The organism is Hansschlegelia beijingensis (assembly GCF_014196425.1).
In the GTDB taxonomy this organism is placed as follows: Bacteria; Pseudomonadota; Alphaproteobacteria; order Rhizobiales; family Methylopilaceae; genus Methylopila; species Methylopila beijingensis.
Map to the genome: position 1 here is coordinate 73,121 of NZ_JACIDR010000005.1, position 22,146 is coordinate 95,266.

Genomic DNA, 22,146 nt, shown 5'->3' on the forward strand with positions numbered 1-22,146 from the left:
GGATGGCCTCTTTGCCTCTCCCGTCATGGTGGAGCGAGTGGACAAGGCTCCCGTTCAGCGTAGGAACCGGTGAGCGGGACCCGCGTCGCGAGGAGGATCAGCCATGGCGCAGCAGAATTTCGACGACGTCGCGACGCTCGGCGCGCGGATCGCGAACCTCCGCCAGGACGGAGGTTACGCGCTCGGCGTCGAGACCGAGCAGGGCGTGCTGGACGTCGGCGCGACGGCTCGGGCCTTCGGGCTTCCGGCGCCGACCGACGTCGACGACCTCCTCCAGAATGGGCGCGGCGCGGAGCTTCGCGCGGTCATCGAGGCCGCGAAGGCGGCGCCGGCCGACGCCGTCCTGCTCGACCTTTCGGCCGTGGCCTTCGCGCCGCTCGTGACGCGGCCGGAGAAGATCATCTGCATGGGCTTCAACTACCGGGAGCACGCCCACGAGACCGGCACGCCGATCCCGAAGATCCCGCCGCTGTTCAACAAGTTCAACAACGCGCTCAACCACCATGGGGGCACGATCGCGCTGCCCACGCGGGTGGCGCGCCATTTCGACTTTGAAACCGAACTCGTCATCGTTTTCGGCCGGGAGTGCCGCGACGCGACGGAGGAGAACGCCCTCGACTTCGTCGCCGGCTACGCCACCGGCAACGATTTCAGCGCGCGCGACCTGCAGACGGCGACCTCGCAGTTCATGATCGGCAAGACGTCCGACGGCTTCGCGCCGATCGGCCCCTGGCTCGTCACCCGCGACAGGGTGGCGGACCCCAACGACCTGAAGCTCAAGACCGTGGTGAACGGCCAGATCCGGCAGGACTGGTCGACCAACGACATGATCTTCAACTGCCGCCAGCTGATCAGCTTCGCGTCCGGGATCATGACGCTGAAGCCCGGCGACGTGATGTTCACCGGCACGCCCCAGGGGGTGATCTTCGGAGAGAAAGCCCCGCCGGAGGAGCGCCGCTGGCTGCGGGCGGGAGATGAGATCGTGTCGACGCTCGAGGGCCTCGGCGACCTCAGGTTCACGCTGACCTGATCCGCGCGGGGGGCTAAGCGTCCGGCATAGCTTTTCTGTATGGCGGTCGCTCCAACTATCAATTGGAATGCGACAGCGATTGGCTGTCCTTTCTCCCCGACAGTCCTTGTCGGGGAGCGGAGATGTCGGCGGCGTGGGGATACGCGAACCCGGTCAGGGTGACCTTCGGGGAGGACGCAGCCTCCGCGATCCGCGAGAAGGTGGCGGGGCGCAGCTACTGCCTGCTCACCTATAACGATCACCCCTATTTCGACGAGATGGTCGAGGCGATCTCCCGGGCCGCCGGCGCGCCGGCGGTGGTGGTGCGCGACGTCGAGCCGAACCCGAGCTTCATCGGCCTGAGCACCGCCTGCCGCTCCTACGGCGCGGCGCCCACGGCGCCGGAAGTCATCGTCGCCTTCGGCGGCGGTTCCGTGATCGACACCGCCAAGGTGCTCGCCGCCGCCGGCTCAGACTTCGGACGGGTTCAGGCGTTCCTCGAAGGCCGCGCCGGAGCGGAGACGCTGAGCGCGACCCCGATCATCGCCGTGCCGACCACTGCGGGCACCGGAAGCGAGGTCACCAGCTGGGCGACCGTCTGGGACACCGAGGCCAGGAAGAAGTACTCGCTGAACCGGCCGAACCTCTATCCCGAGCATGCGATCCTCGACCCGAAGGCGTCGCTCGCCGCGCCCCGCGGCCTGACCATGTCGACCGGCCTCGACGCCCTCAGCCACGCGCTTGAGAGCATCTGGAACGTCAACGCCAATCCGGTTTCGGCCAATCACGCCGTGTTCGCCGCGACCGAGATCCTCGACGCACTTCCGAAGCTGCTCGACCGGCTCGACGACGTGGCGCTGCGCGTGCGCGTGGCCCAGGCGAGCCTCTTCGCCGGGCTCTCCTTCTCGAACACGAAGACGGCGCTCGCCCATTCGCTGTCCTACTACCTCACGCTGAACCACGGCACGGTGCACGGCATCGCCTGCTCATTCAGCCTGCCGGCGGTCATGCGCAGCGTGATCGGCCGGAACGCGGCTTGCGACGCGACCCTCCAGCGCATCTTCGGCCACGATCTCCACGTGGGGGCCGACAAGCTCGAGGCCTTCCTGAAGGCGCTCGGCGTCGCCACCCGCGCCACGGATTACGGAGTGACGCAGAATGACTGGCTGGCGGCGATCGAAGACGCCCTGAAGGGCGAGCGCGGCCTGAACTTCATCGGCAGCCGCGACGCCGTGCTCGCGGCGGCCGCCTGAGGAGAGCATCATGAACATGCACGCCAACACCGGCGCCGACGTCGTGGCGAACGGCCGGAGCTACAGGCGGCCGGAACGGCCCGTGGTCGTGATCTGCATCGACGGCTCCGAGCCCGGCTATATCGAGCGCGCGATCGAGGCCGGCCTCGCCCCGAACCTCGACCGCCTGATGAAGACCGGCGCGAACACGACCGCGCTGTCGGTCATCCCGAGCTTCACCAATCCGAACAACCTGTCGATCATCACCGGCCGTCCGCCGGCGATGCACGGGATCGCCGGCAATTTCTTCTACGACCGAGACGCCGGCGTCGAAGTGATGATGAACGACGCCCGGTTCCTGCGCGCGCCCACCATCCTGGCCGCGTTCCAGAAGGCCGGCATGAAGGTCGCGATGGTGACCGCCAAGGACAAGCTGCGCGTCCTGCTCGGCAAGGGCCTCGATTTCACCTACGGAACCGCGATCGCGTTCTCGTCGGAGAAGGCGGACAAGGCGAATCTCGTCGAAAACGGGATCGAGAACGTGCTCGAATTCGTCGGACTGCCGCTGCCGGAGGTTTACTCGGCCGACCTGTCGGAGTTCGTGTTCGCCGCCGGCGTGAAGCTCCTGAAGACCTTCCGCCCGGACGTCATGTACCTCTCGACCACGGATTACGTGCAGCACAAGGCGGCACCGGGCTCCGAGGTCGCGAACGCCTTCTACGCGATGTTCGACCGCTATGTCGGCGAACTCGACGCAACAGGCTGCACGCTCGTCATGACCGCCGACCACGGCATGAACGACAAGCATCTCCCGGACGGCTCTCCCGCCGTGATCTACCTGCAGGAGATCCTGGACGCGACGCTCGGCGCGGGCGCCACGCGGGTGATCCTGCCGATCACCGATCCCTACGTCGCCCATCACGGCGCGCTCGGCTCGTTCGCGACCGTCTATGTCGACGCGGCGATGAAGCCGGCCGTGATCGAGGTCGCCAGGGCGATCGAGGGCGTAACGGTCGCGATCACGGCCGAGGAGGCGTGCGAGCGCTTCGAGCTGCCGGCGGACCGCATCGGCGACGTCGTGGTGCTCTCCGACCGCAACAAGGCGCTCGGCGCGTCGGCGGCGAAGCACGATCTGTCCGGCCTCACCGAGCCGCTCCGCAGCCACGGCGGCCTCACCGAGCAGACCGTGCCGATGATCGCGAACCGCCCGATCGAAGTTCCGGCCGGGCGGACCCTGCGCAATTTCGACGTCTTCGACGTCGCGCTCAACCTGGTCCGGTGATGCCCATGAACGTCATCGTCAAGCCGCCCTTCCGCCGCGAGGCCATGCGGATCGCGGGCAAGCTCGTCCAGACCGACGACATCGTCGAGGTCTTCCACCCTTACGACAACTCCGTCGTCGGCACGGTGCCGGCGGCGCGGCCGGAGCACGTGCGCGACGCCTTCGCGAAGGCTCGCGCGTTCAAGCCGAAGCTCACCCGCTACGAGCGTCAGCAGATCCTGCAGAGAACCGCCGAGATCCTGCGGGACCGCAAGGAGGAGTTCGCCCGCCTCATCGTCGCCGAGACAGGGCTCTGCTGGAAGGACGGGCTTTACGAGGCCTCGCGCGCCTATGACGTCTGGTCGTTCGCGGCGCAGCTCACGATCAGGGACGACGGCGAGATCTACGCCTGCGACATCTCCCCGATGGGCAAGGCGCGCAAGATCTTCACGACGCGCACGCCCTTGCTCGGCGTCATCTCCGCGATCACGCCATTCAATCACCCGCTCAACATGGTGAGCCACAAGCTCGCGCCGGCGATCGCGACCAACAATCGCGTGGTGCTGAAGCCGACGGAGCTGACGCCGCTGACCGCTCTCGCGCTCGCCGACGTGCTGTACGAGGCGGGGTTGCCGCCCGAGATGCTGTCGGTCGTGACCGGCAACCCCTCCACCATGGGCGACGCCATGATCACCGACCCGGACGCCGATCTCGTGACGTTCACGGGCTCTGTGCGCGTCGGTAAGCACATCGCGAACACCGCGGGCTACAAGCGCGTCGTGCTGGAGCTCGGCGGCAACGACCCGCTGATCGTCATGGAGGACGCCGACCTCGACAAGGCGGCGGAGCTCGCGGTGGCGGGCGCCACCAGGAACTCCGGCCAGCGCTGCACGGCGGTGAAGCGCATTCTCGTGGTGAACGCCGTCGCCGACGAATTCTCGAAGCTCGTGGCGGAGATAGCGAAGACGCTGAAGTCGGGCGATCCGCTCGACCCTTCCACCGACGTCGGCACGGTGATCAACGAGCGCTCGGCCATCCTGTTCGAGAACAGGGTCAACGCGGCGGTCGAGCTCGGCGCCGAGGTGCTGCATGGCGCGCCGCGCCAGGGCGCGCTGTTCGCCCCGACCGTGGTCGATCACGTGCCCTATGACTGCGAGCTGGTGCGCGAGGAGACCTTCGGGCCGGTGATCCCGATCATCCGCTGCCCCGGCGACATCGCGGAGGTGATCCGCATCTCGAATTCGACCGCCTACGGCCTGTCGTCGGGCGTGTGCACGGACCGCCTCGACTACATCAACCGCTTCGTCACGGAGCTCGAGGTCGGGACAGTGAACGTGTGGGAAGCGCCGGGCTACCGGATCGAGATGTCGCCCTTCGGCGGCATCAAGGATTCCGGCCTCGGCGACAAAGAAGGCGTGGTGGAGGCCATGAAGAGCTTCACCCATGTCCGGACATGGTCGATGCCCTGGACGGCGTGAGCGCCCCCGAGGGTCCTCGAGATCACCTGCCCGCTTCGCCTTCGCGCGCTTCGCTCAAGGCGGCGGCGACCTCCATGAACGCGGCGATCAGCCGGGACTGGACGCGGTCGCGGACGCAGGCGACATGGGCGTGATTGAAGATGCTCGCGTCGGCGATCGGGCGGCACGTCAGGCGCTCGTCGCCCACATACTCCGCGAGCGAGACGAAGCCGAGGCCCACTCCGCTCGCCACCGCCTCGCGCACGGCCTCGCGGCTGCCAATCTCCATGACGATCTGCGGCGTGACGCCGGCCGTCCTGAGAGCCGCCTCGCTCGCGCGGCGGGTGTTCGATCCCCGCTCGCGATAAACCATCGGCTGGCCGTCAAGCTGCGCGATCCGCAGGCCGCCGGCCTCTTGCATGAGCGGGTGGTCGCGCCGACCAAAGACGACGATCGGATCCTCGCTGTACTGCCGGACCCACAGGCGCGGGTCGTTCTCGACATAGGCGAGCACCGCGACGTCCGAGCGAAAGTCGAGCAGGCTTTCGAGCACCTCCACCGAGTTGCCGACCGAGACGGAGATCTCGATCTGCGGATAGCGCGCATGGAACGCGACCAGCATCTCGGTCACGTGGAACGGGCCGACCGCGCCGACCCTGAGCTTGCCCGTCTTCAGCTCACGGCTCTCGGTCAGGAAGTGCCGGGCGTCGGCCTCCTCGGCGAACAGGCGGCGCGTGATCTGCTGGAGCTGCCGGCCGGCCTCCGTCAGCCGCATGCGCCCGCCTGCGCGAATGAACAGCTCGACGGAATACGCTTCCTCGAGCGCGCGGACCTGAGTCGTCAGGGTCGGCTGGCTGACGTTCAGCTGCTGGGAGGCGGCGGTCACGCTCTCCGCTGCGGCGACGGCGTGGAACGAGCGGAGCTGCGTGAACCTCATAGCTTTTTCATATAGCAAAAGTCTAAGCGATCAATTGGAGGCGCATCAGCGCGCCGGCCGTAGTCGCCACGTCAGGCGCCAGAGATGCGGCCGCGATGGCGCCGCCTCATTCGCAAGCCTCGGGACGATCACTCCGGATCTTTGAAACCGCGGGCCGGGGGTGGGCCACGCGGCCGCTCGCGCCCGCTTTATCAAGTAATTATCCCCAGATCGCGTCGATTTAGACTGTCACGAAGGTGTAATACAGCAGCGCTAACCAAGATCTCACAAACCTGGCGCAGCGCTTGATCGCCGCTCTGCAAGTCACTCCGGCTCCGGGATCGAAATGCTCGAACTCAATGGCCTGACACGACGATACGGGAGCAACCTCGCCGTCGCGGACGTGGACCTCAAGGTCGAGATGGGGGCCTTCGTCGGCGTGATCGGACGCTCCGGCGCCGGGAAATCCACTCTTCTTCGGATGATCAACCGGCTCAGCGCGCCCTCGGCGGGGACGATCCGCTTCGACGGTCGCGACGTCGGGGCGCTCAAGGGCGCGGCGCTTCGCGCCTGGCGCGCCGACTGCGCGATGATCTTCCAGCAGTTCAACCTCATCGGACGGCTCGACGTGCTGACGAACGTGCTGATGGGCCGGCTCAGCCACGCCTCCGCGATGCGTTCGCTGCTGCGCCTGTGGTCGGACGTGGACCGCGCGATCGCGTTCGTGGCTCTCGAGCAGTTCGACATCGCGCATCTCGCCTCCGAGCGCGCGGAGAACCTCTCCGGCGGCCAGCAGCAGCGCGTCGCCATCGCCCGGGCGCTGGTCCAGGAGCCGCAGATCATCCTCGCCGACGAGCCGATCGCGTCGCTCGACCCGCGCAACACCCGCGTCGTGATGGACGCGCTGGGCGCCATCAACCGGCGCTACGGCATCACCGTGCTCTGCAACCTCCATTCACTCGACCTCGCCCGGAGCTACTGCGACCGGCTCGTCGGGATGGCGGCGGGGCGCGTGGTGTTCGACGGCGCGCCCCGGGATCTCACCGACGACGTCGCCCGCGCGCTCTACGGCATCGAAGCCGATGACGCGGCGGGCGAGCGGCAGGCGGCTCCGGAACCGCGGTCCCCCGCCCTGGCGCGAGCCGTGGCGGTCGCCTGAGCCCATCCATCCGGCTTGGCCGGCGGCTTTCATGACGAGGACAATCCGATGCTCAACCGCAGAACCCTGATCGCGGCCGCGCTCGCGGCGGGCGTCATGGCGCCGCCCGCAGCCCAGGCGCAGGGCTGGAAGGAGAAATATCCCGAGCTCACCTTCGCCGCGATCCCGACCGAGAACCCGTCGGTCACGACGGACCGCTACAGCAAGCTCGCCGACTACCTGTCCAAAGAGCTTGGCGTGAAGGTCGACTTTCGCATCGCCAACGACTACGCGGCGATCATCGAGGGCCAGCGCGCCGGCAACATCCAGATCGCCTATTACGGCCCTGCCTCCTACGCCCGCGCGCTGATGACCGGCGTCGAGACCGAGGCGATCACGCGGGCCCGCCGCAACAACGGCTCCACCGGCTACACCTCCGTGCTGCTGGTGCGCGCCGACAGCCCCTATCGGACGCTCGAGGACCTCAAGGGCAAGACGCTCGCCCTGGTCGATCCGAACTCGACCTCGGGGAATAACGCGCCGCGCTTCTTCCTCGACAAGAAAGGCGTCAAGACCGACAGCTACTTCGGCAAGGTGTTCTTCGCCGGCAGCCACGAGAACGCGGTGCTGGCGCTGACCCAGGGCACGGCCGACGTCGCGGCGAACGCCTGGTACGCCGATACCGACACCCACGTCACCCGCATGGCCGAGAAGGGCATGCTCAAGGACGCCGCCGGCAAGCCGCTCACTCCTGACGACTTCCGCGTCGTGTTCCGCACCGATCTCCTGCCGGGCGATCCCTACGCAGTGCTGGCGAGCCTCCCGGCCGAGCTGAAGCAGGCGATCAAGCAGGCGATGCTCGACATGCCGAAGAAGGACGCGGCCGGCTTCAGAGCGCTCTCGGACGGCAAGGACATCGAGTTCGTGCCGACGGAAGCGAAGGAATATGACGGCGTCATCGAGATGCTGAAGTTCAACGACCGCGCCCGCAGGACCGGCTGACGCCCCCAGCCCGGGACCCGAGATCATGACGGACCGCGTCCCCGTCGCGCCGAGCCTTCCGGGCGGTCAGGCTCAGGCTCTGCTCGCCGGCTACGACCGCGCGCTCGCGGCGCGGCGGGGGCGCAGCCTGACCGCGCTCGGCGTGGTTCTCGGCTGCGCCCTGCTCTCCGCATGGGCCGCGGAGGTGCGGCCGGGCGACCTCGCCGCCAACCTGTATCGCTTCACGAGCTACATCGGCCGCATCACCCCGACGCTGACCTGGGCGAACCTCTTCGGGGACCTGGCCGAGTGGTACTGGAACGTCGGTCTCTGGACGCGGCTCCTCGTGGAGACGCTGCTGATCGCCTATGTGGGCACGCTGGTCGGCGGGGCGATCGCCGTCTGCCTTTGCTTCACGGCTTCCGGAAATCTCGGCGAGATCGCCTGGGCGCGCTTCGCCGTGCGGCGCGTGCTGGAGTTCCTGCGCACCGTGCCGGAGGTCGTGTTCGCGCTGCTCTTCGTCATCGCGTTCGGGCTCGGGCCGATGGCGGGCGTGATCGCCATCGCGCTTCACACCGCCGGGGCGCTCGGAAAACTGTTCTTCGAGATCGTCGAGAACATCGACATGAAGCCGGTGGAGGGCGTCCGCTCCTCCGGGGGCTCGTGGCTCCACGCGGTGCGCTTCGCGGCGCTGCCCCAGGTGGCGGCCGGCTTCGCCTCCTACGCCCTGCTCCGGTTCGAGATCAACGTGCGCGGGGCCTCGGTGATGGGCTTCGTCGGCGCAGGCGGCATCGGCCAGGAGCTGATCTCCGCCATCCGGCAGTTCTACTACCCGGACGTCAGCGCGATCCTGCTGATGATCATCGCGACCGTGTTCGTGATCGACATTGCGGACGAACGAATCCGCCACCGGCTGGCCGCCGTGGAGAGCCCGAAATGAAAGGCCCCGTTCCGAGCGTCCGCGCCGACGCGGTCGCGGACATGGCGCGGCTGATGGCGGCCTATCCGGCCGGCTTCGGCAACCGCCGACGCGCCGCCGGCCTCCTGCTGCTCGCCGCCGCCGTCGGTCTCTTCACCGGCTTCGCGATGTGGCGGCTCGATTTCTCGCTCGCGCGCATCCTGTCCGGGCTCGGAAGGCTCGCCGACTTCTCGCTGATGATGTTTCCCCCGTCGGCGGGCGGGCGCTTCTGGATCTATCTGCAGTCGCTCGGAGAGACGGTCGCGATCGCCTTCCTCGGCACCCTGAGCGCGGCGCTGCTCGCGTTCCCCTTCTCCTTCCTCGCGGCCAAGAACGTCATCCCCAACGTGTTCGTGCATTTCGGCGCCCGGCGCGTCCTCGACGTGATCCGCGGGGTCGACACGCTGATCTGGGCGCTGCTGTGGGTGAGCGTCGTCGGCCTCGGGCCCTTCGCCGGCCTGCTCGCCATCGCCTGCTCGGATTTCGGCGCGCTCGGCAAGCTGTTCTCGGAGGCGATCGAGACCGCCGACCGCAGGCCGGTGGACGGCGTCGCGTCGTCCGGCGGAAGCCGTATGCAGCAGGTGCGGTTCGGCGTCCTGCCGCAGGTGCTGCCGGTGATCGGCGGCCAGTGCCTCTACTATTTCGAGTCGAACACCCGCTCGGCGACCATCATCGGCATCGTGGGCGCAGGCGGGATCGGCGTGCATCTCGCCGAGCAGATCCGCGTGCTGAACCTGCAGGACGTCTCGTTCCTGGTGCTGATGATCCTGGCGGCGGTGACGGTGATCGACGTCGTCTCGACGCGGTTGCGCACGGCGCTCGTGGGCCGCAGGGCGGCGCCGCTCGGATGATCCGCCTGGCCGGAACGCACGCCCTGGACCGAACTCCGCGGCCTCAAGGCGTTGCGGGCGGGCGTTCAGGCCGCGAAGCGCCGGAACGCTCGTCCGATCTCGGCGTAAACCGCCCGCTTGAACGGCACGACCAGCTCGACCGCCGTCTCCAGCCTCTCCCAGCGCCAGTCGGAGAACTCCTGCGGGACGCCGGCCGGGGACCGCGTGACGTCGATCTCGTCGTCCGTTCCCTCGAAGCGCATCGCGAACCAGCGCTGCCGCTGGCCCCGGAAGCGCGACAGCCTGTGGGGCGGACCGTCATAGGGCGGGAAGTCATAGCTCAGCGTCTCGGGATGAACGGCGAGCAGCGACGCCCGGGTCACGCCGGTCTCCTCCGCGAGCTCGCGCCAGGCGGCCGCCTCCGGAGTTTCTCCCGGATCGATCCCGCCCTGCGGCATCTGCCACTCATGGCCGGGCGAGATGGTCTCCGGGCCGTCGTCGCCGATCCGCCGCGCGATCAGCACAAGGCCGCGGGCGCTGAACAGCGCCACCCCGACATTGGGGCGGTAGGCGCGATCGCCCCGCCCGCCATCATGCTCCTGCAGCGCCATGGCGCTCCCTGTCAGCCCAGCGTCGCCCGCCTGTGGCGGTCCGTCATGCCAGCCGCCTGGACGACGCGTCCAGCCCGGCGCATCTCTTCACGTTCCCGTCGCCCCGTCGCGCCCTCTCCTGCCGCGAGTGTCCCGATGTCCTCAACCAAACCCGCATCCTCGACGACAGGCGATCCGCTTCTTCTGACGCCCGGTCCGCTGACGACCTCCCGCTCGGTGAAGGAGGCCATGGTTCACGACTGGGGCTCGCGCGACGCCCGCTTCATCGCGATCAACAGGGCGGTGCTCGAAACTCTTCCGCGGGTGATCCTCGGCGAAGGCGCGTTCGTCGCCGTGCCGATGCAGGGCTCCGGCACCTTCGCGATCGAGGCGATGCTGACGAGCTTCGTGCCGCGCGACGGCAAGGCGCTGGTGCTCGTGAACGGCGCCTATGGCCGCCGCGCCAGGACGATCCTCGACATCGCGGGGCGCGCCAGCGTGGTCTACGAGACGACGGAGGACGTTCCGCCGGAGCCCGGCGAGATCGACGCGATGCTCGCGGCCGACGCGGCGATCACACACGTCTTCATCGTCCACTGCGAGACCACGAGCGGCATCCGCAATCCGGTCGAGGCGGTGGCGGCGGTGGTGGAGCGCCACGGCCGGCGCCTGCTGATCGACGCCATGAGCGCGTTCGGCGCGCTGGAGCTCGACGCCCGCGAGGTCGCCTTCGACGCCGTCGCGGCCTCCTCGAACAAGTGCCTCCAGGGCGTGCCGGGGCTCGGCTTCGTGCTGGCGCGCAAGTCCGCGCTGGAGGCGACGAAGGGAAACGCGACCACGCTGACGCTCGACCTGTTCGACCAGCACCAGGCGCTGTCCAGCAGCGGCCAGTACCGGTTCACGCCGCCGATCCACGTCATCGCGGCGCTGCATCAGGCGCTCGAGGAATTCTGGGCCGAAGGCGGAACCGCGGGGCGCGGCCGGCGATACGCCGAGAACGCCCGCATCCTGATCCAAGGGATGGGCAGGCTCGGCTTCCGGACGCTGCTTCCGGAGACCCTGCAAGCGCCGATCATCGTCACCTTCCGGACGCCGGAGCACGAGCGCTTCGTGTTCCAGCGCTTCTACGACGCGCTGAGGGACCGGGGCTTCGTGATCTACCCCGGCAAGCTGACCGTCGCCGACACCTTCCGTGTCGGCTGCATCGGCGAACTCCATGCGGCCGACATGGCGGCCTTCGTCGCCGCCGTGAAGGACACGCTCCTGGAAATGGGAGCGGGGCTGAGGACCGCGGCCTGACATGACATCGAGGACGGGCGGCTCTGCACGGCGCCGGCTGACCGCCATGCCGGAAGCAGCTATAACGGCTGCGGAATTCGCTCCGGACCTTCAGGCCTCGCGAATCCCGACAGCCCGGAAGCACCGTGTTTCTCAGCGTCTTCGACATCTTCAAGATCGGCGTCGGGCCGTCGAGCTCGCACACGATGGGGCCGATGCTGGCCGCCGCGCGGTTTCTGGACGCCCTGCGGGGCGGCTCGCGACGCGCGCCGGGCGCCGGCGCCCCCGCCCGGCTGGAGGCAAGCCTGCATGGCAGCCTCGCCTATACGGGCAAGGGCCACGCGTCGGATCGCGCCGTCCTTCTCGGCCTGCTCGGCTTCAGCCCCGAAACGCTCGATCCGGACGAGGCCGAGCGGCGGCTGGCGGCGCTGGCCGACGCCTGCCGGATAGACGTCCCCGGGGTCGGCGCGCTGGAACTCGACCCGCAGCGCGGCGTGATCTTCGATTACGGCCCGCCCCTGCCCGGCCACGCAAACGGCCTTGTGTTCCGCGCCTTCGACGCCGCCGGCGGTCTCTGCTTCACGCAGACGTACTATTCGATCGGCGGCGGCTTCGTGATGACCGACCGCGAGATCGCTCAGGCCAAGATCGAGAGCGACGACGCTCGCGCGAGCCGGCCCTATCCGTTTGCGACCGCAGCGGAGATGCTTGCTATGGGCGAGGCGTCCGGCCTCGGCGTCGCCGCGATGAAGCGCGCCAACGAGATGGCGGCGGGCCATGGCGATCTGGACGCAGGGCTCGACCGGATCTGGTCGGTCATGGACCAGTGCATCGACCGGGGCCTCGCGACTGACGGCGTGCTGCCCGGCGGCCTGAACGTCCGGCGCCGCGCCTGCGCGATACACCGGACGCTGCTCGCCGAACGGGGCAGCAACAGCGTGCAGCCGCACAGCGCCACCGAGTGGCTGCTCGTCTACGCGATGGCGGTGAACGAGGAGAACGCCGCGGGCGGCCGCATCGTCACCGCGCCGACCAACGGCGCCGCGGGCGTCACGCCGGCCGTCATCCGCTACTATCGCGACCACTGCGTCGGCGCCACCGCGCAGGGCGTGCGCGACTTCCTTCTCGTCGCGGCGGCGATCGGCGGGATCATCAAGACCAACGCGTCGATCTCCGGCGCGGAGGTCGGCTGCCAGGGTGAGGTCGGCTCGGCCGCCGCGATGGCCGCCGCCGGCCTCTGCGCTGCGCTCGGCGGCCGCAACGACCAGATCGAAAACGCCGCCGAGATCGCGCTCGAGCACCATCTCGGCATGACCTGCGATCCGGTGCGTGGCCTCGTGCAGGTTCCCTGCATCGAGCGGAACGGCATCGGCGCCGTGAAGGCCGTCGCCGCAGCCTCGCTCGCGCTGCGCGGCGACGGCTCCCACATCATTCCGCTCGACGCCTGCATCGAAACCATGCGGCAGACAGGGCAGGACATGAGCCTCCGGTACAAGGAGACCTCTACCGGCGGCCTCGCGGTCAACCTGCCGGAGTGCTGAGCCCGGCTCCTATTGCGGCAGATCAAGGCAGGCGGTTCGGGACCAGCCTCAATTGCAGACGCGCGGCCTCCCCAGGCCGCGGATGCGAGGCGAAGCCATGTCAAAGGAACTTGTCGAGACGACGATGTCTCAGTTGGCCCCTGCGTCGACCCGCCGAAGCCTGCTGCGCGAGTTCGACCGGCTGCTCGACCGGATGGGCTCCGCGATGGAGCTGCCGACGATGGAGCGCTTCTTCGAAGGCGCGCTCGGCCAGCCGGTGTTCGCGCCGGCCATAGAGGTCGCCGAGACCAAGGACGAGTACAAGCTGACCGCCGAAGTTCCGGGGCTCGATCCTTCCCAGGTCGACGTCTCGGTCGCCGGCGGAATGCTCGTCATCAAGGGAGAGAAGAAGCGCGAGGTCGACAAGAACGAAGCCGGACTGCAGTTCTCGGAGCGGTCTTTTGGCTCCTTCCGCCGCAGTTTCCGACTTCCGGACGATGTCGACGCCAGCGGGATCGAAGCTGATCACCGCAACGGAGTGCTGACCATCAGGCTGCCGAAGACCAGCGAGGCCAAGGAGCCGCAGAAGATCGAGGTCAAATCCGCGAGCTAACCGGACGTCGGCCGCCCAGCCCGCAAGCGTCAGAGCCTCTCCCTGATCTCGCCGAGCCTTGCGATCTGGACGCCGCGGGCGTCGAAGTTCGCCGGATCGAGCCATGCCTGGAAGGCCGCCCTGACCCGAGGCCATTCGTCGTCCACGATCGCGAACACCGCCGTGTCGCGGCTGCGTCCCCTGACGATCACGTTCTTCCTGAACACGCCCTCGGGCCGGAAGCCGAAGCGAAGCGCGGCGTCCCGGGCGGGCGCGTTCAGGGCGTCGCAGGTCCACTCGTAGCGTCGGTAACCCAGATCCTCGAAGACGTGGCGGGCCATCAGATACATGGCCTCGGTCGCGCCGGAGGTGCGGGCGAGCAGCGGCGTGAACAGCACGCCGCCGATCCCGATCGAGCGATGCTCCGGCTCTATCCGCACATAGGAGGCGCGCCCGACGGTCCGGCCGGTCGCGGCGTCGCGGATCGCTAGGGTGACGGTCGAGAGCGATGCGGACGCCGCCGCGATGTCGGCCTGCAGCGCGGCCTCGTCCGCGAACGGCCCCGAAGGGAGATATCTGAACAGCGGCTCGGCCGACGGCCCGCTGATCTCGGGAAAGAGGTCGGCGGCGTCGCGTCTCGGGACAGTCGGACCGATGCGGACGTAGCGGCCCGACAGCGCCGACGGAGACGGCCGGCGAGCCGGCGTGTCCGGAACCGGCTGCCTGCGCTGGGGCGCCCTGCTCACAACGGGCATGTGCGCACCATGAAACGACCCGCGTCGGCGCTGACCCGCGCGGAGCGAGGGTCCATCGTGATCATCTTGCGCTTCTTGAGCTCTGCCAGGGAGCTCTCGACATGGGCCTCGCGGAGCCCCGTGAGGTCGACGATCTCGGCCCGGTTCGTGACGACGCTGTCCACCTCGCCGCGGCGAAGAGCGCTCAGCAGCATGTAGACCTTCATCGCGCGAAGGCTGCTCGCCCGTCGACACGACAGCTTTCGCAGGCCGGCGATGCCGACGGCCGACTCGCGGGCGGGCGCCCCGGCGTGATGGATGCTGCCGAACGTCGAGCCGAGGCCCCGGAGAACGTAGATGGTCCGGCCCGTCGACGCGTCCTGGTCCGTTTCGACAAGCCCTCGCGCCGACAGGAACTTCTTGGCGGCGACGACCAGCGGGCGGGAAAGGCCGGCGAGCGCGTTGAGTTCGTCATGCGTGATCTGCGCCGCGAACATGCGATCCGGCGCCATGAATCTTTCGCTATCCGCCGCAATGGCGATGGCCGCCAGGAGCTTCAGCGCCGCGGTCGAACGCCCGGCGCAGGCGAGGTCCTCGCGGAAAGCCCTCAGCCCGCCCTCAAGGATCCATCGGTTGGGAAGCGGCGACCAGCACGTGCGGGGCTGCGGCGGCTCAGGCCGCGCGACGGGCTCGGCGCGGACGCGCGCCAGCCAGCCGGCGTCGACGGCCGCCTCGGTCAGCCCTACAGTCGGTGCATCGAGATCAGCCGCCGGCGCTCTGTCCATCATCCGCACATCTCGCGACGCGAGGCGCGCGCGCGTTTCCGCCCGGTCTTCATTGCTCGGCAACGCGAGCAGCTTAACCACCAAAAGCACCTAATCGAACGTTACGGGCGGCTCAATATGAAGAAGACATCCGATGCGGCGTCCGTGTCGGTGGCCCTCCATCTCGGCGGCGCCATCAGGATCGGCGGACAGCGGATCGCGATCGCCGAGCTGAAGGACCTTCTCGACGCCGTCATGGCCACCGGGTCGGTGCAGGGCGTCGCCGAATGGCAGGGCTTGTCCTACCGGGCCGCGTGGGCGCGGCTGAAGGAATGCGAGGCCGCGGCCGGCCGACCGCTGGTCAAGAAGATCCGCGGTCACGGCACCGGATTGACCGACGTCGGCAGGGCTCTGCACGAGGCGCTCGCCCGCGCCGCCTCCGCGCTCGAGGCGCCGCTCGCGCGCGAGACACGGGCCTTGAGCCGGAGCATTGCGGGCGTCCTTGCCGAGGGGACGCAACAACTGACATTCGCCGTCAGCCACGACCTCCTGTTCATGGAGGCGCTCTCGCGCCTCGGACTCTCGGACGTGGCGGTGGTGGGGAGCGGCGAAGCGCTCACGCGGCTCGTGCAGGGGCGCGCCGACGCCGCGGGATTCCACTTCGGCCCGGTCGAGCCCGCCGAGGCCGGGCCGCCCTTCGCCGACATCATGAAGAACCCGGGCTTCGTGGTGCGTCCGCTGTTCCTGCGGGAGCAGGGCCTGCTGCTCGCGCGCGGCAACCCGCTGGGGGTCGCCGGGCTCGCCGATCTCGCCGGAGGGCGCGTGCGGTACGTCAACCGCCAGCCCGGCTCCGGAACGCGGATCTGGTTCGACCAGATGCTGGCGGACGCAGGACTCAAGCCCGCCGATATCGCGGGCTATGAGCTGGAGGAGTTCACCCACTACGCGGTGGCGGCGGTGATCGCCTCGGGCGCCGCCGACGCAGGCCTGGCGGCGCGCAGCGCGGCGGAGCGTTTCGGACTGGAGTTCCTGCCGCTCGGCTGGGAGACCTACTATCTCGCCAGCATCGCCTCCCTGCCGGAAGACGCGCTGGACGAGCTTGTCGCCGAGCTCTCAGAAAGAGCGGCGGCGACGCCGGGCTACCGGACGCCGCCACCGGCGGGATGAACCAGGCGGCGCCTCCCGTCGCGCCGCCGCCTAGGTGACGAGGACCCGGGCTCCCTGCGACTCCGGCTCGTCGGCGTCGCGGCCGCGTTCCGCGGCCAGCGCGTCGTGGCGGCTCCCGAGCCACCAGCCATTGGCGAGCCAGAGCGCGGCGATCGGGACCGCCGCGACAGACACGCCGACGGTCCCGAGCCCCATCAGCGCGAGCAGGGCGTAGGACCAGCTGCCGACCTGGTCGCCGAGCCGGTAGACCACCGTGTCGACGACGTTCTTCGCCTTGTACTTGTCCTCACGGTCGAGCACCGTGAACAGCACTTCGCGCGTCGGCTTGGCGAGGCCGAAATTGCCGACGCGCCGCAACACCTGGAAGACCACCAGCACGCCGATCGTCGGCCAGATCGCGAAGATCGCGAAGCCGATCAGCGTGAGCAGCGGCAGGAAGGCCGCGGCGCGCGCCGTTCCGAATGTCTGCAGGACGCGCGCCGTCAGGAACAGCTGGACCGCGAGCGTCAGCACGTTCACCGCGAGATCCACGGAGGCGAAGAAGGCCGTGCGGCTGCCGCTGTCGGCGAAGTAAGCCTTCGCGAGCGCCGCCTGCTGGAAATACAGGAAGGTCGACGTCGTGGCGTAGAGCAGGATGTAGAGGCCGATATTGATCAGGTAGGGCGAGCGCGCGACATGCGCGAGGCCCGCCAGCACCCCGCCGCCGATCGGCTTCGACTCGATCGCGGCCCGCGGCTTCTCCGGCAGATCGCGCGCGAGGCGGAAGATCCGCAGCACGCAGGCCGCGGCGAAGACCAGCAGCAGGGCCGCGATCAGAAGCATCATGCCGGGGCTGAGCGTCCTGGCGAGGCTCGCCGCGATGGTCGAGCCGAGCGTCGCGCCGAGGGTGGCGGCGGCCGAAAACAGCCCGAACAGCCGCTTCGCCTGGGCCGAGTCGAGCAGATCGACCATCAGCGTCCAGAACACGGACACCACGAACAGGTTGAACACCGACAGCCAGATGAAGAAGGCGCGGCCGAGCCAAAGATGCGCCTCGCCGGTGGTGCGCGTCATCAGAGCGCCGAACACGCCGAGATTGGCGGCGAAGAACAGATAGACGATCGGGATGAACACCCGGCTCGGCAGCGCCCGGACCAGCGAGGCGTAGAGCGGGTTGATCGCGACCATCACCACGAGGGTCGCGGTGAACAGCCAGGGCAGGTTCTCGATCCCGCCCTCGACGCCCATGTTGTCGCGGATCGGCCGCAACACGTAATAGGCCGTCATCAGGGCGAAGATGTAGAGCCCGCCCCAGACGACGAGCGCGCCCTCGCCCGGCCGCACCTCGATGAAGCGCGCGAACCGGTTGCGCGCCTCAGGCGCGGCTTCCGCCGTCATTGCATCGCCGCCGCGACGCCGCGCGGCCTCGGGATCAACCCACCGCCTCGATCAGCGACTGGCGCTGCTGCGCGTCCAGCGTCGGCCCCCTGCCCGCCTGCAGATTGTCGGCCTGCCGGTTCGGCTTGCCGGTCGCCGGGATGACGACCGTCACCGCTGGGTCGCTGAGCGCGAACTTCAGGAAGGCCTGGGCCCAAGACGTGATCCCGACCTCCTTGGCCCAGGCGGGCAGCTCCTTGCCCTTCACCCGCGCGAACAGCCTGCCGTCCTCGAAGGCGCGGTTGATCATCACCGCGACGCCGAGCTCGCGCGCCTCGGGCAGGACGCGCTTCTCCGCGCCCCGGGCCCCGACGGAATAGTTGATCTGGAGGAAGTCCGGCTTGTGCCGGCGCACCAGCTCCGCAAGCTCGTCCTGCGCGGACTCGAGGTAGTGCGTCAGGCCGACATAGCGGACCTTGCCCTCCTTCTTGAGCTCGCGCGCGAGAGCCAGCTGGGTGTCGACGTCGCGCAGATTGTGGACCTGCAGCAGCTCGACCTTGTCGGTCTTCAGCCGCTTCAGCGTGGATTCGAACTGCTCCAGCCCTTCGTCACGTCCCCTGACGCCGGAAAGCTTGGTGGCGAGCCAGCATTTCGGCCGCAGCCCCTGCTCGGCCAGGATCGCGCCCAGGATGTCCTCCGCGTTGGAGTAGGTCGGCGCGGTGTCGATGACGGTTCCGCCGCCGGCGAAGAAAACCCGGACAACCTCCTGAAGCTGCTTGTATTCGTCCGATGCGGCCTCGACCTCGAAGCTGCCGGAGGTGCCCATGCCGATCACCGGGATCTTCTCGCCCGTGGAGGGGATCGCCCGCATCTCCATCGCAGCCTCCGCGAAAACAGGGCCTGCGGCCAGCAGCGCCGCGCCGGCCGCCCCCGCCTGCAGAACGTAGCGCCTGGTCATCATCCGTCCGCCTCCTTCCGAAGCTTCACGATCCGCCGCCGACACCTAGGGCGGCGGCGGCGCGATGACGTCGGGACGCCGTTCACTTCATGATGAGGCCCGCGTCGCGAACGCGGCCGGCCGGCCTCCTCGCCCCCGCCGCGCCCTCGTCCGGCCTCCGGGACCGCCAAGCGTAAGGCGTCAGTTCGCCGTCAGGAATCCGACGACCATCGGGTTGAGCGTCCCGCCGCACTCCTCCGGCAGCCAGTGGCCGCAGCCGGGCAGGACCTCCGCGCGCACATTCTTGGCGTATTCGCGGGTCTGCTCGCCCTGCAACGCTCCCAGTCCGCCATGGCCGCCCCCGCCGATCGCGAGCACCGGCATGGTCAGCTTCGTGGCGGCGAGCGGCGCGTTGCGGCGCGCCGTCTCGTTGAGCGCGCGGTAGTATTCGAAGCTTCCATGAAGCGTCCGCGGCTTCGCGTAGGAGCGGCCGTAGAGATCGAAAAGCTCCGGCGTGAACGCATCCTTGTTCGTGGCGTGCTGGCTTATGAAGTGCTCAAGGAAGAAGCGCTCCTTTCCGCTCACCAATCGCTCGGGCAACAGATCTCCGGCCGCGAAGAAGCTGAAGTGCCAGACCAGCGACTCACCTTCGGGCGTGAAGGCGGGAAACTGGTAGAGCCGCTGATCGGGTATCGGCGCCTCCATGTAGACGAGCCGGCGAATGTCGCCTTGATGCTGCACGGCCATGGGAAAGGTGTTCCAGATGCCGATGTCGTGCGCGACCAGATCGAAAGGCTCGCTCGGGCTGAAGCTCTTGGCGAACTTGTGGAGCAGCACCGCGACGTCCTGCCCGGCATAGGATTTCGGCGGCTCCGACAGACCGAGCGCGGGCAGATCCACGGCGACGACAGCGTGCGTCTTCGCCAGCAGGGGCATGAGCTGGCGCCATTCGTACCATGCCTGTCCAAAGCCGTGGACCAGCAGGACGAGCGGGCCCGACCCGCCCTGGACGTAGTGAAGCTTCACCCCGTCCACCTCCCGGAAGCCCGAGGTGAACCCCTCGGGCAAGGGAAACTCCTCGGCCGCGGGCTGCGCGCGCTCGACGGGCTCCGAAGCGGCGGCCTGCGGCGCGGTCTGATGCGCGCTCATAAGCACAAAGGCCAGCGCCACGCGTTTGAAGATGGAGGAAATCATGTCCTGATCCTTTCAACAGGTCTTCAGAGCGGGACGGCCACGCTGCGCTGCGGCTTGACGGGGGTGACGAGATCGACGTCGGCCATCACCCGGGCCGTGCCGGGCGATGCGAGCGCCGCATCCATCGCGGCCCGGTCCCGGAAGTCGCAGGTCGCGATCGCAATCAGCCCGCCCCCGATACCCTGCGGGAAAAAGCCGGCGACGCGCTCGAGCCCGTAGGGGCCCCAGCATTCCTGCACGAGCGGCAGATGGACGCTGATCCAGTGCGCGCGATCGAACGGCGTTTCGGCGTCGCCCGCATAGGTCACGTACATGGTGATCATGACGCGGCTCGCCGGCTCGGCGCGTCGAAGTCGGTCGCGATGGACAGGGCGCGCCAGGCGTCGATGTCGGCCCGGAAGGCCTCCAGCTTCGTCTCCGCGATCCGGTGCGCGACGGGCCCGATCGGGAAGTGCAGCGGCGGGCGCTCCGCGTCGATCGCCTGCAGCATCACGGCGACCGCCTTGGCGGGGTCGCCGGCCTGCCTGCCGTCATTGGTCTGGCGGTACTGCCGCCGCCTGCCCGACGTCTCTTCATAGGCGGGGATTTCGCGCGCCGCGACGGCCAGCGAACGGCCCAGGAACTCGGTGCGGAACGGGCCGGGCTCGACGATGATCACGTTCAGCCCCAGGGGGCGGAGTTCCTGCGCCAGCGCTTCGGACAGGCCCTCCACGGCGAACTTGGTCGCATTGTAGAAGCCGGAGCCGGCGGCGCCGGCGATGCCCGCTCCGGAGGAGAGATTGACGACGCAGGCGCCCCGCCTCCTGCGGAGCGCGGGCAAGGCCGCGCGGGTCGTCTCGATCAGGCCGAAGACATTCGCCTCGAACACCGGGCGGTATTCGCTCGGCTCGGTTTCCTCGATCGCCCCGATAAAGCCGAAGCCGGCGTTGTTGACGAGGACGTCGAGGCCCCCGAACGCGCTCTCGGCCAGCGCGACCGCGGCTGCGGCGTCGCCAGGGCGCGTGACGTCGAGGGAGACGGCCCGCACCGTGTCGGGATAGCTCTCGCAGAGCTCTCTCAACGTCTCGGCGTTGCGCGCGGTGGCGACCAGACGGTCGCCCCGGCCGGCGACCGCCTGGGCGAGCTGCCTGCCCAGGCCAGTCGAACACCCTGTGATCAGCCATGTCTTCATGGCGCTCTCCATTCCATTGCTGTGGGGGCGAGCGCTGGACCGCTCCGGCTCCCGTCCGGACGACCCGCGATGTCGAGCCGCCGCTGCGGAGGAAGCTAGGCGCCTAGATTTGTTCGATAACTGACGATGCCGTACGATCTCCGTTCAGTTTCGTGGGGGGCTCGCATGGAGTGGAGCGACGTTCGGGTGTTCCTCGCGATCGCGCGGTCAGGCACCCTGGGGGGCGCCGCGCGTGCGCTCCGACTGAGCCATCCAACCGTCGGCAGGCGCCTCAGGGCGCTCGAGGAGGCCACCGGGCAGACGCTGTTTCAGAGAACGGCCGACGGCTTCGTGCCGACCGAAGAAGGCGCCGCCATCATCCCGCTGGCCGAGCAGATGGAGGAAGGCGCCCTCGCCATGCAAAGGCGCCTCGCAGGGCAGGAGCAGAAGCTGCAGGGCAGCCTGCGCATATCCTCGGCCGACTGGTTCGGCGCCTATGTCTTGCCGCCGATCATCGACCGTTACGCCAAGGCCTATCCGGACGTTGATCTCGAGATCCTGACCGGCACCCGCCTGTTCAGCCTGGCGCAGCGGGAGGCCGACATCGCCTTCCGGATCGTTCCGTTCGACGCGCCCGACGTCGTGCAGCGCCGGCTGATGCGTCTGCCCTACGGGGTCTATATCGCGGCGGACGCGCCAGAGCCCGTGTTCGGAGACGGCGCAGGCTTCCGGCTCATCACCCACGACACGTCGACAGGCCAATTCCCGGACATCGCATGGCTCGGAAAGTGTTTTCCGAACGCCAGGCCGATCCTCCGGTCGAACAATCGCAACGTGCAGGGGCGAATGAGCGCGCAAGGCGTCGGCATCGCCGTCCTGCCGAGGCCCGTCGGCGACCAGATGGCCGACCTGCGTCGGCTGAACCTGCCGGAAGAGCCGCCGGCCCGTGAGATCTGGATGGGATATCATCGTGATCTGAAGCGGCTAAATCGCTTGCGCGCCTTCATCACCGCAGTGACGGATGACATCGCGAAGACACGCTTTGACCGGGAGGACTGAGGACCGTCATGGGCCGCGCGTTC

22 protein-coding genes are annotated in these 22,146 nt (G+C 68.8%); 13 read left to right on the forward strand and 9 right to left on the reverse strand.

The features are described from left to right. Window positions 1-103 precede the first annotated feature (103 nt). The 4 genes from GGR24_RS14535 to phnY all read left to right on the forward strand — a co-directional run bounded on the left by GGR24_RS14535 (window position 104) and on the right by phnY (window position 4,980). The gene (locus GGR24_RS14535) at window positions 104-1,030 is read left to right on the forward strand and encodes a fumarylacetoacetate hydrolase family protein (protein WP_183396100.1); all 927 of its coding nucleotides are present in this window, start codon (window positions 104-106) and stop codon (window positions 1,028-1,030) included. 122 nt (window positions 1,031-1,152) lie between these two features. Further along, window positions 1,153-2,262 carry a phosphonoacetaldehyde reductase gene (locus GGR24_RS14540; protein ID WP_183396101.1) on the forward strand — a complete coding sequence of 370 codons (1,110 nt, stop codon included), beginning with the start codon at window positions 1,153-1,155 and terminating at the stop codon, window positions 2,260-2,262. A gap of 16 nt (window positions 2,263-2,278) precedes the next feature. Then, window positions 2,279-3,523, forward strand: coding sequence for a phosphonoacetate hydrolase (gene phnA, locus GGR24_RS14545; RefSeq protein WP_183396242.1), 1,245 nt, complete (start codon window positions 2,279-2,281; stop codon window positions 3,521-3,523). A gap of 5 nt (window positions 3,524-3,528) precedes the next feature. Beyond that, the gene (phnY, locus tag GGR24_RS14550; protein WP_183396102.1) at window positions 3,529-4,980 is read left to right on the forward strand and encodes a phosphonoacetaldehyde dehydrogenase; all 1,452 of its coding nucleotides are present in this window, start codon (window positions 3,529-3,531) and stop codon (window positions 4,978-4,980) included. 22 nt (window positions 4,981-5,002) lie between these two features. On the opposite strand, the gene GGR24_RS14555 is transcribed toward phnY, so the two are convergent. Next, complete coding sequence (locus GGR24_RS14555) at window positions 5,003-5,896, reverse strand: LysR substrate-binding domain-containing protein (RefSeq protein ID WP_183396103.1); 894 nt, start codon at window positions 5,894-5,896, stop codon at window positions 5,003-5,005. Window positions 5,897-6,221: 325 nt separating this feature from the next. Between GGR24_RS14555 and phnC the strand changes: the two genes are divergently transcribed. Genes phnC through phnE (GGR24_RS14575) form a run of 4 tightly spaced genes read left to right on the forward strand, consistent with a single transcriptional unit; the run spans window position 6,222 to window position 9,803 of the window. Continuing rightward, window positions 6,222-7,034, forward strand: coding sequence for a phosphonate ABC transporter ATP-binding protein (phnC, locus tag GGR24_RS14560; protein ID WP_183396104.1), 813 nt, complete (start codon window positions 6,222-6,224; stop codon window positions 7,032-7,034). Between the two features lie 48 nt (window positions 7,035-7,082). Further along, entirely contained in the window at window positions 7,083-8,015 is a 933-nt protein-coding gene (phnD, locus tag GGR24_RS14565; protein ID WP_183396105.1) for a phosphonate ABC transporter substrate-binding protein, read from the forward strand. A gap of 25 nt (window positions 8,016-8,040) precedes the next feature. After that, window positions 8,041-8,934: a phosphonate ABC transporter, permease protein PhnE gene (gene phnE, locus GGR24_RS14570; RefSeq protein ID WP_183396106.1), complete on the forward strand. Its 894-nt coding sequence runs from the start codon at window positions 8,041-8,043 to the stop codon at window positions 8,932-8,934. Window positions 8,935-8,975: 41 nt separating this feature from the next. Next, on the forward strand, window positions 8,976-9,803 hold the full coding sequence (gene phnE, locus GGR24_RS14575) for a phosphonate ABC transporter, permease protein PhnE (RefSeq protein WP_428978233.1): 828 nt from the start codon (window positions 8,976-8,978) through the stop codon (window positions 9,801-9,803). Window positions 9,804-9,868: 65 nt separating this feature from the next. On the opposite strand, the gene GGR24_RS14580 is transcribed toward phnE (GGR24_RS14575), so the two are convergent. Continuing rightward, window positions 9,869-10,393 (reverse strand): RNA pyrophosphohydrolase, encoded by a 525-nt coding sequence (locus GGR24_RS14580; RefSeq protein WP_183396108.1) that lies wholly within the window; start codon window positions 10,391-10,393, stop codon window positions 9,869-9,871. A gap of 135 nt (window positions 10,394-10,528) precedes the next feature. Between GGR24_RS14580 and GGR24_RS14585 the strand changes: the two genes are divergently transcribed. The 3 genes from GGR24_RS14585 (at window position 10,529) to GGR24_RS14595 (ending at window position 13,783) form a co-directional block, all read left to right on the forward strand. Continuing rightward, window positions 10,529-11,671 (forward strand): 2-aminoethylphosphonate--pyruvate transaminase, encoded by a 1,143-nt coding sequence (locus GGR24_RS14585; protein WP_183396109.1) that lies wholly within the window; start codon window positions 10,529-10,531, stop codon window positions 11,669-11,671. A gap of 125 nt (window positions 11,672-11,796) precedes the next feature. Next, a complete protein-coding gene (locus GGR24_RS14590) occupies window positions 11,797-13,191 on the forward strand; it encodes an L-serine ammonia-lyase (RefSeq protein WP_183396110.1) in 1,395 nt (464 codons plus the stop codon). Between the two features lie 97 nt (window positions 13,192-13,288). Beyond that, window positions 13,289-13,783: an Hsp20/alpha crystallin family protein gene (locus GGR24_RS14595; protein WP_183396111.1), complete on the forward strand. Its 495-nt coding sequence runs from the start codon at window positions 13,289-13,291 to the stop codon at window positions 13,781-13,783. Between the two features lie 29 nt (window positions 13,784-13,812). Here the strand turns inward: GGR24_RS14595 and GGR24_RS14600 are convergent, their stop codons facing one another. Then, the gene (locus tag GGR24_RS14600) at window positions 13,813-14,517 is read right to left on the reverse strand and encodes a GNAT family N-acetyltransferase (RefSeq protein WP_183396112.1); all 705 of its coding nucleotides are present in this window, start codon (window positions 14,515-14,517) and stop codon (window positions 13,813-13,815) included. Beyond that, window positions 14,505-15,284, reverse strand: a complete 780-nt coding sequence (locus GGR24_RS14605) for a hypothetical protein (protein ID WP_183396113.1) — start codon at window positions 15,282-15,284, stop codon at window positions 14,505-14,507. Before GGR24_RS14605 ends, GGR24_RS14600 begins: the two co-directional genes overlap by 13 nt. A gap of 114 nt (window positions 15,285-15,398) precedes the next feature. On the opposite strand from GGR24_RS14605, the gene GGR24_RS14610 reads away from it, so the two are divergent. After that, window positions 15,399-16,427 carry a substrate-binding domain-containing protein gene (locus GGR24_RS14610; RefSeq protein ID WP_183396114.1) on the forward strand — a complete coding sequence of 343 codons (1,029 nt, stop codon included), beginning with the start codon at window positions 15,399-15,401 and terminating at the stop codon, window positions 16,425-16,427. Window positions 16,428-16,457: 30 nt separating this feature from the next. Here GGR24_RS14610 and GGR24_RS14615 read toward each other — a convergent pair whose 3' ends face one another. The 5 genes from GGR24_RS14615 to GGR24_RS14635 form a co-directional block, all read right to left on the reverse strand. Beyond that, window positions 16,458-17,804: an NTP/NDP exchange transporter gene (locus tag GGR24_RS14615; RefSeq protein ID WP_183396115.1), complete on the reverse strand. Its 1,347-nt coding sequence runs from the start codon at window positions 17,802-17,804 to the stop codon at window positions 16,458-16,460. A 34-nt stretch (window positions 17,805-17,838) separates the two neighbouring features. Beyond that, window positions 17,839-18,744 (reverse strand): aldo/keto reductase, encoded by a 906-nt coding sequence (locus tag GGR24_RS14620; RefSeq protein ID WP_183396116.1) that lies wholly within the window; start codon window positions 18,742-18,744, stop codon window positions 17,839-17,841. Between the two features lie 177 nt (window positions 18,745-18,921). Next, the gene (locus tag GGR24_RS14625; RefSeq protein ID WP_281375396.1) at window positions 18,922-19,914 is read right to left on the reverse strand and encodes an alpha/beta fold hydrolase; all 993 of its coding nucleotides are present in this window, start codon (window positions 19,912-19,914) and stop codon (window positions 18,922-18,924) included. A 23-nt stretch (window positions 19,915-19,937) separates the two neighbouring features. Continuing rightward, window positions 19,938-20,237 (reverse strand): EthD family reductase, encoded by a 300-nt coding sequence (locus tag GGR24_RS14630; RefSeq protein WP_183396117.1) that lies wholly within the window; start codon window positions 20,235-20,237, stop codon window positions 19,938-19,940. Next, window positions 20,234-21,085 carry an oxidoreductase gene (locus GGR24_RS14635; protein WP_183396118.1) on the reverse strand — a complete coding sequence of 284 codons (852 nt, stop codon included), beginning with the start codon at window positions 21,083-21,085 and terminating at the stop codon, window positions 20,234-20,236. Before GGR24_RS14635 ends, GGR24_RS14630 begins: the two co-directional genes overlap by 4 nt. Window positions 21,086-21,250: 165 nt before the next feature. On the opposite strand from GGR24_RS14635, the gene GGR24_RS14640 reads away from it, so the two are divergent. Further along, window positions 21,251-22,123 carry a LysR family transcriptional regulator gene (locus tag GGR24_RS14640; RefSeq protein WP_183396119.1) on the forward strand — a complete coding sequence of 291 codons (873 nt, stop codon included), beginning with the start codon at window positions 21,251-21,253 and terminating at the stop codon, window positions 22,121-22,123. Window positions 22,124-22,146: the final 23 nt, after the last annotated feature.